The following is a 13,751-nucleotide window of genomic DNA, read 5'->3' as shown; positions in this document are numbered from 1 at the left end:
GAAACAGTTTGAGTGTTGGAAATGTGGATGGAAAGACATTTGCGGGAATGCTGCTGACTGGTGCACATCATCTGGCGAATAACGCTGAGACGATTGATGCGCTTAATGTATTTCCTGTGCCAGATGGCGATACGGGGACAAACATGAATTTGACGATGACGTCTGGGGCAAAAGCTGTGCAAGAGTCCGATAGTGAAGAAGTCGGCGTGCTTGCTGCTGCTTTTGCCAAAGGTCTGCTGATGGGAGCAAGGGGTAACTCTGGAGTCATCCTCTCTCAGCTTTTCCGTGGCTTTGCCAAAGCATTGGAAGGGCAAAAGGATCTGACAGCCGGTCAGCTGGCCAATGCATTGGATGCAGGAGTCAAAACGGCTTATAAAGCTGTGATGAAGCCTGTTGAAGGAACAATCCTTACAGTAGCAAAGGATGCTGCAGCAGCTGCAGTCGAAAAATCCAAGTCTGAGGCGGATCCAATCCAGCTGTTCAGATATGTGGTGGAATCTGCAAAAGAAAGTTTAAGCCGTACACCTGATTTGCTTCCAGTTTTGAAGGAAGTCGGTGTTGTGGACAGCGGAGGTCAAGGTCTGGTCACTGTTTATGAAGGATTCCTTGCAGCATTGACAGGAGAAGAACTGCCTGCGGAGGTACAGCATGGCAAGATGGAGAATCTCGTCAGTGCGGAGCATCATAAGCAGGCGCAGGACTTTTTGGATACAGCTGATATCACATATGGCTATTGCACAGAATTTATGGTCAAATTCGAAGCGGACAAGCTGAAGGAACATCCTTTCGATGAGCAGGCGTATCGTGAGGAATTGAACGGCAGAGGCGATTCCTTGCTTGTTGTAGCTGATGAAGATGTTGTGAAGGTGCATATTCACACAGAGTATCCTGGTGAAGTGATGACATATAGCCAGGCATTCGGCAGTTTGATCAATATGAAAATAGAAAATATGCGGGAACAGCATGCAGCGATTGTCGGTACGAAAGAAAAGAAGGAACGCAATCAGCATGCCATTGTAACGGTAGCAATGGGAGATGGTGTGAAAGCATTGTTTGAGAGTCTTGGAGCAAATGTAGTCATCTCAGGCGGACAGACCATGAATCCAAGCACACAGGACATTGCGGATGCCATTAAAGCAGCCAATGCAGATTCTGTCTATATCCTTCCTAATAATAAGAATATCATCATGGCTGCTGAGCAGGCAGCTGAAATGGCCGAGGTGCAAGCATTTGTCGTTCCGACGAAGACGGTGCCGCAGGGGATGCGTTCATTGCTAGCTTTCGATGCTTCCCAGCAAGCAGAAAGCAATGCTGAGGCTATGACAGAAGCAATCTCTCAAGTGAAGTCCGGACAAGTGACACATGCTGTTCGTGATACGACAATCGAGGGAGTAGCAATAAAAGAAGGTCAATTTATCGCAATCCATGAAAGCAAGATCATAGCAGCTGCTTCCAGCGCGGAAGAAGCGCTTGAGCTGCTTCTTGAGCAAATGGTCAGTGAAGAGGATGAATTGATTACAGTTATTCGCGGAGAAGACGCGGCCGACGCTGAAGATCGCTTGGAGGATTTCGTAGAAGGAAAATTCCCTGAAGCGGAATTGGAGATCCACGAAGGAAATCAGCCTGTATACACGTACTTGGTCGCAGTTGAATAATTACGGGGAAAGCTCCTTGACGGGAGCTTTTTTCAATGGTTGCAGTAGGAACATATGTGTGATGCATGCTAAAATAGAAGAAGAAGGAGTGATCCTATGAAATATCAATCCGTATTCGATATTATCGGGCCGGTCATGGTCGGTCCATCCAGTTCGCATACTGCCGGAGCGGCTCGTATCGGCCGCGCAGCAAGATTGATCTTTGGAATAGAACCGACTTGGGCAACGGTACATTTATATGGCTCGTTTGCGAAAACGTATCGCGGTCATGGCACGGACTTGGCGATTGCCGGCGGCCTGCTCGGCTATGATACAGATGATGATCGAATCAGGTTCGCATTGGAGACAGCAAAAAAACAAAATATGAAAATTGAATTCATTGAAGATACAGCTGCTACGGAACATCCAAACACAGCAAGAATCAAGCTGGGTACAGAAGAAAGCAGCATGGAGCTGGTAGGAGTATCTATCGGCGGCGGAAAAGTGGAAATCACAGAGCTGAACGGCTTTGAACTGCGTATGTCGGGCAATAAGCCGGCTATTTTGATAATGCATAATGATCGTTTTGGTGCGATAGCTTCCGTGACGCAGATATTGGCACAGCACGAGATAAATATAGCGCATATGGAAGTTTCCCGGAAGGATGTCGGGAAGGACGCGCTCATGGTGATCGAGACGGATCAAAACGTGGAAGATGATGTGATGCATATATTGGAAAAAGCTTCTCACATCAACCGTGTTTCCCGCTTGATCAATTAAACAGGAGGAATGAATATGTTTCGCAACGTAGCGGAATTGCTTGAACAAGCAAAGGCGGACAGTATTTCCATATCAGAGGTGATGATTCGCCAGGAGATGGATGTGCATCAACGTTCCCGCGAGGAAGTAATGGGACAGATGGAGCGGAATCTGGTAATCATGGAGGAAGCAGTGGAACGGGGGTTGCAAGGTGTAACATCCCACTCTGGTCTGACGGGAAATGATGCAGTTTTGCTTCAGCAATATATGGCTAAAGGCAACACACTTTCTGGCAATCTGCTTTTGGATGCCGTAAGCAAGGCTGTTGCAACCAACGAAGTAAATGCAGCGATGGGCATGATTTGCGCCACACCGACAGCAGGTAGTGCCGGCTGTGTGCCGGGAGCTTTATTTGCTGTGAAAGAAAGATTAAATCCGACTCGGGAAGAAATGATCCGTTTCTTGTTCACAGCAGGTGCATTTGGATTCGTGGTAGCCAACAATGCATCCATCAGCGGTGCTGAAGGCGGCTGTCAGGCTGAAGTAGGTTCTGCAGCCGCGATGGCTAGTGCAGCTGTCGTGGAAATGGCCGGTGGATCACCAGAACAAAGTGCCGAAGCATTTGCGATTACATTAAAGAATATGCTGGGTCTTGTATGCGATCCAGTCGCTGGTTTGGTGGAAGTACCGTGTATCAAACGAAACGCAGCTGGTGCTTCTAATGCAATCGTATCAGCTGATATGGCGCTGGCAGGTGTGACAAGCAGAATACCTTGTGATGAAGTGATCGGAGCAATGTACCGGATTGGCAAGAGTATGCCATCAGCGCTTCGGGAAACAGCCGAAGGAGGTTTGGCTGCCACGCCGACAGGGCGCCGACTGGCAGATATGATTTATGGGATAAACAAAGGGAAAGAGTGAGGAATGTGCTGAAGCAACCGGTTGATCAAGTCAAGGGGATCGGTGCGAAGCTTGCGGAAGGATTGGCGAATATGGGGATCTTCACAGTCGAAGATCTCCTTTTTCATCTGCCGTATCGGTATGACGTTTTCGATGTCCAGCCGTTAGCTGAACTGATTCATGATGATAAAGTGACGATTGAAGGTGAGATCGCCTCACCGGCCCAAGTGCAATATTACGGGCGGAAAAAGAACAAACTAACTGTAACCCTGTTGGTTGAGAATGTTGCAGTGAAGGCGATCATGTTCAATCGTGCATTTGCCCAAAAGCAGCTGATGCCTGGCAAGAAGGTGACGATGACAGGGAAATGGGACCAGCATCGTCTGCAGCTTACTGTCAGTAACTTCAAAGTCGGCGGAGCAGACGAGCTGACACCAGTGCAGCCTGTCTACGGTGTGAAAGGTACAGTGACAGTACGACAGCTGCAAAAAAGTGTAAAACAGGCGCTGGAACAGTATGATGAGGACATTGAGGAAATTCTGCCCGAATCATTTTTAGCTTCGTATAAATTGCCAGATAGAAAAACAGCATTGCATTATATGCACTTTCCTCCTGACAGAAAGGCGCTGGCTCATGCTCGGAGACGATTCACATACGAAGAATTTTTGCTGTTCCAGCTGAAAATGCAGTTTATTCGAAAACAAAAAAGGGAAGCGTCCGCTGGTGGAAGCTTAGCTTATGATAAAGAAAAGGTACAAGGTTTTGTAGCAACGCTTCCTTTTACATTGACGAATGCACAGCAGCGTGTGCTGAAGGATATTATGCGTGATCTCCATTCTCCTTACCGGATGAACCGTCTGTTACAAGGGGACGTTGGCTCCGGTAAAACGGCTGTTGCAGCCGTTGCGCTTTATGCGGCTGTTACAGCAGGTAAACAGGGTGCCATCATGGTTCCGACCGAGATTTTAGCAGAACAGCATGCACAGTCCTTATCCAGTATGCTGGATGGTTTTGCAACAGTTGCGCTGCTCACTGGCAGTGTCAAAGGCAAGCGCCGGAAAGCTGTCCTGGAACAGATAGTAAATGGCGAGGTGGACATTGTTGTTGGAACACATGCGCTGATTCAGGATGAAGTACACTATAAAAATCTTGCACTTGCTATAGTCGATGAACAGCATCGATTTGGCGTTGCGCAGCGACGAACACTTCGGGATAAAGGGCTTCATCCGGATGTTTTGTTCATGACTGCTACTCCGATTCCGCGGACACTGGCCATCACAGCATTCGGTGATATGGATGTATCGGCTATCGATGAGATGCCAGCTGGACGTAAAGAAATAGAAACATATTGGGTAAAAGAAAATACGATAGATCGGGTACTGGATTTCATTCGGAAGGAAGTGGCAGCTGGACATCAGGCATACGTCATAAGTCCGCTGATAGAGGAGTCGGACAAGCTGGACATCCAGAATGCAGTCGATCTGCATCAAATGCTATCAGCTGTCTTTGAGCCTGATATTCGTGTTGGCCTCATGCATGGACGCTTGCCTTCTGATGAAAAAGATGCGGTTATGAAGCAATTCGCAGAGAATGAAACCCAAGTTCTTGTTTCCACCACAGTAGTGGAAGTCGGGGTGAATGTTCCGAATGCTACGCTTATGATCATCTATGATGCTGAGCGTTTCGGGTTATCCCAGCTGCATCAGCTCCGGGGGCGTGTAGGTCGTGGAGATGCACAAAGTTACTGTATATTGATTGCTGAGCCAAAAGGTGAAATAGGAAAAGAGCGTATGCGTATCATGACGGAAACCACGAATGGATTCGAGCTGTCCGAACAGGATTTGCAGCTGCGGGGTCCAGGTGATTTCTTCGGTAAAAAGCAGAGCGGTATTCCAGAATTCAAGGTTGGCGATATGGTGCATGATTACCGGGCACTTGAAACTGCGCGTAAGGATGCAGAAGAAATCATTGCAGAAGAAAGACTGGAAAATGACCCTGCTTATCGCAATTTATTACAAGCGCTGGATACAGAGTTTGCGCTGAATGGGAATGTGCTTGACTAAAAACGGCTGTTGCAAATTCTGGTCTGCTATTATATATTACTTTTAGTACCTAGTCTTAATTTTGGCGGTGGAGAAATGAGAAGAAGCAAAAAAGACAGACAGGACTTACTGCGTGAAACGATTGAAAAAACACCGTTCATAACAGATGAGGAATTGGCGAAGAAATTCGCAGTCAGCATACAGACAATCCGCTTGGATCGTATGGAGCTGACGATTCCGGAGCTGCGGGAACGAATTAAGCACGTCGCTAATTCTCAGTGGGATGAAACCGTGAAATCTATGAATATTGATGAGGTAATCGGAGAAATCATCGATTTGGAGCTGGATGAACGGGCGATCAGTATATTGGATATAAAACCAGAGCATGTTTTCACACGGAACCAGATTGCCAGAGGGCATCATCTGTTTGCGCAGGCCAATTCCTTGGCTGTTGCGCTGATCGATGACCCGTTCGCACTCACCTTCCATTCAGAAATCACCTTCACCAGACAAGTGAAACTCCATGAGCGGGTAGTAGCCAAAGCTAAGGTAATTAGACAGGATAGGAAGCGGACGGTCATCCAAGTGGATAGTGCTGTTGATCAAGAAGAAGTATTCAAAGGAACGTTCGAGATGTTCCGCTCGAGCGTCAAAGAAGGGAAATAAGTTATGCGAATTGCAATTGACGCAATGGGCGGCGACAATGCACCGGAAGAGATTGTCAAAGGTGCCGTGCTCGCAGCCAAAGAGGATTCATCCTTGGAGCTGACACTGGTTGGGGATCAAAGCAAGATTGAGCCTCATTTAGGTGAAATCCGTCCGGCTAATATCCGGATCATACATACAGAGGAGTACATTACTGCTGACGACGAACCTGTCCGGGCTATCCGGCGCAAAAAGCAATCGTCACTTGTACTTACTGCTCAGGAAGTGAAAGAAGGCCGTGCCGATGCTTGTGTTTCTGCGGGAAATACAGGTGCACTGATGACAGCCGGTCTGATGATCGTCGGCCGTATTAAAGGCATTGAGCGTCCGGCACTATCTCCAACTCTTCCGACAGTGGATGGAAAAGGATTTGTCCTGCTTGATGTTGGCGCCAATATTGATGCTAAAGCAAACCATCTATTGCAATACGGCGTGATGGGCTCCATCTATGCGGAAAAAGTTCGCGGGATAGAAAATCCTCGCGTAGGATTGCTCAACGTAGGTACGGAAGAAGGGAAGGGCAATGATCTTACGAAGAAAGCTTTCGAGCTTTTAAGTAAGGCACCAATAAACTTTATTGGTAATGTAGAAGGACGGGATTTTCTTTCCGGGGATTTTGATGTTGTCGTGACGGACGGCTTTAGCGGCAATATTGCGCTGAAAACAACTGAAGGAGCAGCAACCATGTTCTTCTCGATCATTAAGAAGGCATTCTTGAAGAATATGAAAACAAAGCTTGCTGCTGGCATGATGAAACCAGAATTGAAGGAACTTAAAGCAAGCACAGAATATGCGGAGTATGGCGGCGCTGCATTGTTTGGTCTTGCTGCACCAGTTGTGAAGGCGCATGGTTCCTCCAATGCGCGTGCCATCCAAGTTGCAATCCATCAGACCAAACAAATGGCAGAAAATAATGTAACAGGAATCATCAAAGATACGATACAGAGCATGAAACAGGACGAGGAGGACGTTAAGTGAAACGAGTAGCTTTTGTATTCCCTGGACAAGGTTCACAAGCAGTGGGCATGGCTCAGGAGATGTACAACGAATATAACGAGGTAAAAAGTCTTTTCCAGGCAGCGGACGAATTATTGCCGCAGCCTATTACACCTTTGATGTTCGAGGGTCCGGCAGAAGAGCTGACGAAAACAGAAAATGCTCAGCCGGCATTGCTTTTGACAAGTGCTGCTATTTACCAAGTATTGCAGAATGAGGGTGTCAAACCAGTCGTTACGGCCGGACACAGCTTAGGAGAATACAGTGCACTTGTTGCGGCGGGCGTATTCCGTGCAGAAGAAGCTGCTGTGCTCGTTAACAAGCGCGGCCAGCTGATGGAAAAAGCCTATCCGGCAGGAGAAGGATCAATGGCTGCAGTATTAGGCTTGAGTTTGGACGACATCAAGGCCGTTCTTGAGACTGTTGATAAGGAGCATAGCGAAATTGTCGATGCTGCGAATATCAACTGCCCTGGTCAGATCGTTATCTCCGGTACGAAAAAAGGTATCGAACTTGCCGAGCCTCTTTTGAAAGAAGCTGGAGCTAAACGTGTGCTTCCGCTAAACGTGAGCGGTCCGTTCCATTCCAGATTGATGAAGCCGGCTGCAGAAGAATTCGCATCTGTACTGGCAGACGTGGAGAAAGCTGATGCATCCATACCGGTTTATGCAAACGTAACAGCAGAAAAAGTACTGGATCAAAAAGAAATCGAGCAGCTGCTCGTACAGCAGTTATACTCTCCGGTCCGTTTCGAAGAGATTGTTGTCAATATGCTTCAAAATGATGAACTGGATGCCATTGTAGAAGTGGGGTCAGGAAAAGTGCTTAGCGGATTAGTGAAGAAAATCAACCGCCGTACAACAACTTTCAACGTACAAGATCCGGAATCATTGCAAGCATTCTTGACGTGGTACAAGGAGGAAGCATAATGCTATCAGGTAAAGCAGCACTCGTTACTGGTGCATCCCGCGGGATTGGCAGAGAAATCGCGCTGGAACTTGCGCGCAATGGAGTGAATGTAGCGGTAAATTATTCCGGAAGCAAAGAAAAGGCAGAGGCCGTTGCTGAGGAAATCCGTGCCCTTGGGCAGGAATCGATCGTAATCCAGGCGAATGTAGCAGAAGAAGAAAGCGTAAAAGATATGGTCAAGCAGACTATTGAAGCATTCGGAAGTTTGGACATACTAGTGAATAACGCTGGTATTACGCGGGACAACCTGCTGATGCGTATGAAGGAAGCAGATTTCGATGCAGTCATCCAGACGAATTTGAAAGGTGTATTCCTTTGCACGAAAGCAGTAACTCGTCAAATGATGAAACAAAAGGCTGGCCGTATCATCAACGTAGCGAGCATTGTTGGGGTCAGCGGTAACCCTGGACAAGCCAACTATGTCGCTGCAAAAGCAGGAGTCATCGGTTTGACGAAAACGGCTGCCAAAGAGCTTGCTGCGAGAAACGTTCTAGTGAACGCAGTTGCTCCAGGATTCATCACGACTGATATGACGGATGAGATGACAGATGAGCAGAAGCAGGCAATGCAAAGCATGATTCCGCTGGGTAAACCAGGCAAGCCGGAAGACGTTGCCCGTGTCGTTCGTTTCCTTGCATCCGAGGATAGTAACTACATGACAGGCCAAACGCTGCACATCGATGGCGGCATGGTGATGTAAGACAATGAAAAAATTGTAGTTTTCCGGGACAATATGTCCTATAATACTGAAGGGAGGTGAATTTCCTATGGCAGATGTATTCGAGCAAGTAAAACAAATCGTTATTGATCGTCTTGATGTAGACGAATCCAAAGTAACACTAGAGGCTTCTTTCAAAGAAGATCTAGAAGCAGATTCCCTTGATGTTGTGGAATTGGTTATGGAATTGGAAGATCAATTCGACATGGAAATTTCTGATGAAGATGCGGAAAAAATCGCTACTGTTGGCGACGCTGTAAACTACATAAACAGCAAACAGTAAGATTTAAATAAGATGCATAGGAGAAAGTCCCGTCACTTTGTAGGCGGGACTTTCTCCGCATCATCACAACAATTGGAAAGTGGGGACAGCAGAATGAGCTTATATACACTGCAGGAGAAGCTTGGGATTCATTTCCACGATGAAGCTTTATTGCAGAATGCCTTGACCCATTCATCTTATGTGAATGAACATCGTCACCTGAAGAAGACGGATAACGAACGTTTGGAATTCCTCGGCGATGCTGTATTGGAGCTTGGTGTATCACAATTTCTGTACAAGCATTATCCTGACATGCCGGAAGGGAATATGACGAAGTTACGCGCTGCTATCGTCAGAGAGGAATCCCTCGTACTGTTCGCCAAAGAAATGGATCTTGGTACATATGTGCTGCTTGGAAAAGGCGAAGAGCGCACAGGAGGCAGAACACGTCCTGCATTGCTGGCAGATGTGTTCGAAGCATTTGTCGGTGCTTTGTATCTTGATCAGGATTTCGATGTGGTACTCGGATTTTTTGAAAAAATCGTCTTCCCAAAAATCAGTCAAGGTGCTTTTTCACATGCGATGGATTATAAGAGCAGGCTGCAGGAGGTTATCCAGCAGGACAAAGATAAAGTGATCACGTATACGATCGTTGATGAAAGAGGTCCTGCCCACAGTCGTGAATTCGTTGCAGAGCTGAAGGTTCAGGGAGAGCTTGTCGGAACTGGAACAGGACGGACAAAAAAGGAAGCAGAGCAGCAGGCTGCCCGGATTGCGTTGGAATCTTTAACAAAATAGAAAAAACGGCGGAGAACAAGTCAGTCTCCGCCGTTTTTTCTATTTTCGGTAGTTCGCCAGCTCCTGGATGAATGCTTCTGTCTCCGAGACACTTAGCTGTCCTTTTGATTCGATATGATCATATAAGAACTTAATATCATGGTACTTCTCAAGCTTGTAGTCCTCTGGCTGCATGATGGCACGGTTGACGACAACGAGCCGGTCGGCAATGCCATTAATCAGGATGGACAGGTTCTCCTCTGATGCTTGTTCGAGCTTCATAGGCGAGCCTCCTTTGACGTAATTGATACCTATTATGTACCCTTACTTTATGATAAAATAAATAAGTTAAAAACAAAAGAAAAACCAATAACAATGCAGAAATAAGCGATAAGCTTTCAATATAGGAGAATGAGTATGTTCCTGAAACGATTAGAAACCGTCGGATTCAAATCATTTGCCGAAAAAGTGACACTTGACTTTGTACCAGGTGTAACGGCAGTGGTGGGTCCGAATGGAAGCGGGAAAAGTAATATAACCGATGCCATCCGCTGGGTATTAGGCGAGCAGTCGGCAAAAAGTCTGCGAGGATCCAAGATGGAAGATATCATCTTCCAGGGCAGCGATACGAGAAAAGCGCTAAATGTGGCGGAAGTGACACTTGTATTGGACAATGCCGATCAGACGTTACCGCTGGAGTATCAGGAAGTGAGTGTGACCAGACGGGTATTCCGTTCGGGAGAAAGCCAATTTTTGATCAATAACCAAAGCTGCCGTCTGAAGGACATCATTGACTTGTTCATGGATTCCGGTTTAGGAAGGGAAGCCTTCTCCATCATCAGTCAAGGAAAGGTAGAGGAGATCCTGAGCTCCAAACCGGAAGAAAGGCGATCTATCTTCGAAGAAGCTGCTGGTGTACTGAAATACAAGCAGCGGAAGAAGAAGGCTGAATATAAGCTGGCAGAAACACAGGAGAATCTAAACCGAGTTGAAGATATCACGTATGAAATTGAAGGGCAGCTGGAACCATTACGTGAGCAAGCTGCAATTGCGAAAGACTTTCTGGAGAAAAAAGCACAGCTGAAAGATGTCGAAATCGGATTGCTTGTTGCTGAAATCGAGCAATTACATAAGGAGTGGCAAGCGGTACTTCAGGAGCTTGAAGTGAACAAACGTGAGCTTGAAATCCAGAAGCAGGCGATAGGAGAAAAAGAACAGCTGCTGGTGTCGGAGAAGACAGAATTGCATGCGCTGGATGCTTCTATTGACGAACTGCAAGCCTCCTTACTGATCGTGACACAAGAGCTTGAGAATTTGGAAGGCAAGAAACAGCTGTTGAATGAGCGCTCCAAGCATCTGGCAGAAAACAAAGAAAAGCTGGAAAAAGACACAGAACAGCTTGGAATTACGCTGGGTCAGCAGCTGAAACAGCTCGGGCAGGAGCAAGCAGCCCTGGATGCATTGGATACAGAGAATAAAACAATCAAATCAGATTTGCGGTCTTTGGATAAACAGTTATCCAGAACACAGGAAGATCTGAGTGAACAAATCGAAGAAAAGAAAAGTGATTACATCGATTTGCTGAATGAACAAGCTGCCAAACGCAATGAAACAAACTCACTCAAACAGCAGCTCACTGGCATCGACGCAAAAAAAGAACGGCAGCGAACCAAATATAAAGATGTCGTTTTGAATCGTGATGAAATCAGTGAAAAACGAGAACAATTGGCTGCAAGTTTGAAAGATGCAACCGTAAGCCGCGAACAGGCTGAGGAAAAAGCAGATTCACTGCGGATGGAAGCTGCGCAGAAACGGGAGCAGTATCAGGAAGCACAGAGCAAATTGTACACTGGCTACCAGCATATTGAGAAGCTTCGTTCCAAGCAGGAGATGCTGCAGGAAATGAAAGAGGAGTTTCAAGGATTTTTCCAAGGGGTAAAAGCAGTCCTCAAAGCGCGCCAGGATCAAAAGCTTGAAGGTATCGAGGGTGCTGTCATCGAGCTGATCGATGTACCGTCTGCGTACGTCACTGCGATGGAAACCGCCCTGGGAGGACAAGCACAGCATATCGTGGTTGATACAGAGGCGAGTGCCCGTCAGGCAATCAATTGGCTGAAACAAACGCATAATGGCCGGGCGACATTCTTGCCGCTATCATCGATTCAGCCGAAACAGATTCCGGTGAATGTGCTTGGGAATGCTTCTAATAGGGAAGGATTCATCGGTATTGCGGCAGATCTCATTCAGGTTGATCCGCAGTACAAGCGGGCAGTCGATTTCCTTTTAGGAAATGTGGTCATTGCAGAAGACCTGCAGCATGCCAATGCGATTGCTGCCGCTCTTGGCAGAAGATACCGCGTCGTTACGCTGACAGGTGATGTCGTAAATCCAGGTGGATCTATGACAGGGGGAGCGCAAAAGCGCAACAGTCAATCTCTGTTTACGAGAGAAAAGGAAATGCAGGAAGTAACAGAGAAATTATCTGATTTCCAGGCGCGAACAGAAGTATTTGAACGTAAGGTTGCCCAGCTGAAAGAGGAACTTCAGCAATTGGAGACGTCAGCTGAGGAAACCCGGCATACCTTGAAGCAGCTGCAGGAAGCAGAACAGGAGCTCCAGGCAGCATTTACCGAGACGAGTATCCGCTTTATGCATGCCAATGACAACCTCACCATGTATGACCAGGACAATGCGCAGTATGACGCAGAACGGGAAGAAGTGGAAAAGCGCATCGAGCAGCTGCAGGCTGAACTTGCCGGTTTGGATCTCAAGCTCCAGGATATACAGCAGGAGATCAGTGAGCTGACAGAAGCCCACCAGGCATGGCAGCAAACAAAGGAAATTAAACGGGAAGAACACCAGGCTCTGCAGATACGTTCGGCAGAAAGCCTTGCGAAGCTTGAAAATCAGCGTCAGCGTCTCCGTGAGTTCACCGAGCAGCTGGATCTGACGAAACAGAAGTATGAGGAGCAGCAGCGAGTGCTGCAGCAAATGGCCGAAGTTGGCGAGAAAGGCCAGACAGAGGAAGAAATCGCTGAGCTGATCACAGTGAAGCAGCAGCACAAACAACAGACGACAACCTTGATCGAGGAGCGTAAAGCTGAACGGCAGGAGCGCTATGACTGGGTGCAGGAAGAAGAGGTGTCTGTCAAAGAAGCGAATCGTCTCCATCAGAATCTGGTACAGCAAGTACAAGATCAGGAAGTCCGCTCCAACCGTTTGGATGTGGAGCTGGAGAACCGCCTGATGAATTTGCAGCAAAGCTACTCCCTGTCCTTCGAAAAAGCATTGGCGACATTTGGAAGAGCAGAAGATATCGAAACTGCCCGGACAGAAGTGAAGCTGATCAAACGTGCCATTTCGGAACTTGGCAGCGTCAATGTAGGTGCAATCGAGGAATTTGACCGGATTAATGAAAGATACAGCTTCCTTACCGAACAAAAGGATGACCTTTATCAGGCGAAATCGACATTGCTTGCTGTAATTGACGAAATGGATGAAGAAATGAAGCGTCTGTTCGAAGATGTGTTCAATAAGATTAAAACAGAATTCACGGAAGTGTTCCGTTCGCTCTTTGGCGGGGGTCACGCGGAGCTGAAGCTGACTGATTCCAATAATCTGCTGGAAACCGGAGTAGATATTATCGCACAGCCGCCAGGCAAGAAGCTGCAGAATCTAGGATTGCTCTCAGGCGGAGAACGCGCCTTGACTGCAATTGCCTTGCTGTTTGCTATTTTGCGAGTAAGGCCTGTACCATTCTGTATTCTCGATGAAGTAGAAGCAGCATTGGATGATGCAAACGTCAGCCGTTTTGCGCAATACATGAAGCAATTCAGCGAAAAGACACAGTTCATTGCCATTACCCACAGAAAGGGTACAATGGAGGAAGCGGACGTTCTGTATGGCGTAACGATGCAAGAATCGGGTGTATCCAGATTGGTATCTGTACGGCTGGAAGATGCACCTGAACTAGTGAATGTATAAGAAAG

At 47.1% G+C, this 13,751-nt stretch carries 12 protein-coding genes; 11 read left to right on the top strand and 1 reads right to left on the bottom strand.

Annotated features, from left to right (window positions below; genetic code table 11):
- Positions 1–8: 8 nt before the first annotated feature.
- The 10 genes from SFC25_RS04675 (at position 9) to rnc (ending at position 9,783) form a co-directional block, all read left to right on the top strand.
- On the top strand, positions 9–1,655 hold the full coding sequence (locus SFC25_RS04675) for a DAK2 domain-containing protein (protein ID WP_411214152.1): 1,647 nt from the start codon (positions 9–11) through the stop codon (positions 1,653–1,655).
- Positions 1,656–1,751: 96 nt separating this feature from the next.
- Complete coding sequence (gene sdaAB, locus SFC25_RS04670) at positions 1,752–2,414, top strand: L-serine ammonia-lyase, iron-sulfur-dependent subunit beta (RefSeq protein WP_411214151.1); 663 nt, start codon at positions 1,752–1,754, stop codon at positions 2,412–2,414.
- A gap of 15 nt (positions 2,415–2,429) precedes the next feature.
- The gene (gene sdaAA, locus SFC25_RS04665) at positions 2,430–3,314 is read left to right on the top strand and encodes an L-serine ammonia-lyase, iron-sulfur-dependent, subunit alpha (RefSeq protein WP_411214150.1); all 885 of its coding nucleotides are present in this window, start codon (positions 2,430–2,432) and stop codon (positions 3,312–3,314) included.
- A gap of 5 nt (positions 3,315–3,319) precedes the next feature.
- Complete coding sequence (recG, locus tag SFC25_RS04660) at positions 3,320–5,356, top strand: ATP-dependent DNA helicase RecG (protein ID WP_411214149.1); 2,037 nt, start codon at positions 3,320–3,322, stop codon at positions 5,354–5,356.
- 75 nt (positions 5,357–5,431) lie between these two features.
- Positions 5,432–6,001 (top strand): transcription factor FapR, encoded by a 570-nt coding sequence (gene fapR, locus SFC25_RS04655; RefSeq protein WP_411214148.1) that lies wholly within the window; start codon positions 5,432–5,434, stop codon positions 5,999–6,001.
- A 3-nt stretch (positions 6,002–6,004) separates the two neighbouring features.
- Positions 6,005–7,018, top strand: a complete 1,014-nt coding sequence (gene plsX / locus SFC25_RS04650; protein ID WP_411214147.1) for a phosphate acyltransferase PlsX — start codon at positions 6,005–6,007, stop codon at positions 7,016–7,018.
- Positions 7,015–7,965: an ACP S-malonyltransferase gene (gene fabD / locus SFC25_RS04645; RefSeq protein WP_411214146.1), complete on the top strand. Its 951-nt coding sequence runs from the start codon at positions 7,015–7,017 to the stop codon at positions 7,963–7,965. Before plsX ends, fabD begins: the two co-directional genes overlap by 4 nt.
- Positions 7,965–8,705 (top strand): 3-oxoacyl-[acyl-carrier-protein] reductase, encoded by a 741-nt coding sequence (gene fabG / locus SFC25_RS04640; protein ID WP_411214145.1) that lies wholly within the window; start codon positions 7,965–7,967, stop codon positions 8,703–8,705. Before fabD ends, fabG begins: the two co-directional genes overlap by 1 nt.
- Positions 8,706–8,772: 67 nt before the next feature.
- Positions 8,773–9,006 (top strand): acyl carrier protein, encoded by a 234-nt coding sequence (gene acpP, locus SFC25_RS04635; RefSeq protein ID WP_093726628.1) that lies wholly within the window; start codon positions 8,773–8,775, stop codon positions 9,004–9,006.
- A gap of 93 nt (positions 9,007–9,099) precedes the next feature.
- The gene (gene rnc, locus SFC25_RS04630; protein WP_411214144.1) at positions 9,100–9,783 is read left to right on the top strand and encodes a ribonuclease III; all 684 of its coding nucleotides are present in this window, start codon (positions 9,100–9,102) and stop codon (positions 9,781–9,783) included.
- Between the two features lie 39 nt (positions 9,784–9,822).
- Here the strand turns inward: rnc and SFC25_RS04625 are convergent, their stop codons facing one another.
- Positions 9,823–10,044, bottom strand: coding sequence for a DUF1128 domain-containing protein (locus SFC25_RS04625; protein WP_411214143.1), 222 nt, complete (start codon positions 10,042–10,044; stop codon positions 9,823–9,825).
- Positions 10,045–10,179: 135 nt separating this feature from the next.
- Here SFC25_RS04625 and smc point away from each other — a divergent pair, with 135 nt between their 5' ends.
- The gene (smc, locus tag SFC25_RS04620; RefSeq protein WP_411214142.1) at positions 10,180–13,746 is read left to right on the top strand and encodes a chromosome segregation protein SMC; all 3,567 of its coding nucleotides are present in this window, start codon (positions 10,180–10,182) and stop codon (positions 13,744–13,746) included.
- Positions 13,747–13,751: the final 5 nt, after the last annotated feature.

Origin of the sequence: Terribacillus saccharophilus, from assembly GCF_046592595.1 — a bacterium.
Taxonomy (GTDB): Bacteria; Bacillota; Bacilli; order Bacillales; family Amphibacillaceae; genus Terribacillus; species Terribacillus saccharophilus_C.
The sequence above is the reverse complement of the archived record's forward strand: the minus strand, read 5'-3'. Positions and strand labels throughout refer to the sequence as shown.

What these genes read in the sequence shown, in the direction of transcription:
- sdaAB (WP_411214151.1), top strand. Translation starts at nt 1,752, where the DNA reads ATGAAATATCAATCCGTATTCGATATTATCGGGCCGGTCATGGTCGGT.
- sdaAA (WP_411214150.1), top strand. Translation starts at nt 2,430, where the DNA reads ATGTTTCGCAACGTAGCGGAATTGCTTGAACAAGCAAAGGCGGACAGT.
- fapR (WP_411214148.1), top strand. Translation starts at nt 5,432, where the DNA reads ATGAGAAGAAGCAAAAAAGACAGACAGGACTTACTGCGTGAAACGATT.
- plsX (WP_411214147.1), top strand. Translation starts at nt 6,005, where the DNA reads ATGCGAATTGCAATTGACGCAATGGGCGGCGACAATGCACCGGAAGAG.
- fabG (WP_411214145.1), top strand. Translation starts at nt 7,965, where the DNA reads ATGCTATCAGGTAAAGCAGCACTCGTTACTGGTGCATCCCGCGGGATT.
- acpP (WP_093726628.1), top strand. Translation starts at nt 8,773, where the DNA reads ATGGCAGATGTATTCGAGCAAGTAAAACAAATCGTTATTGATCGTCTT.
- rnc (WP_411214144.1), top strand. Translation starts at nt 9,100, where the DNA reads ATGAGCTTATATACACTGCAGGAGAAGCTTGGGATTCATTTCCACGAT.
- SFC25_RS04625 (WP_411214143.1), bottom strand. Translation starts at nt 10,044, where the DNA reads ATGAAGCTCGAACAAGCATCAGAGGAGAACCTGTCCATCCTGATTAAT.
- smc (WP_411214142.1), top strand. Translation starts at nt 10,180, where the DNA reads ATGTTCCTGAAACGATTAGAAACCGTCGGATTCAAATCATTTGCCGAA.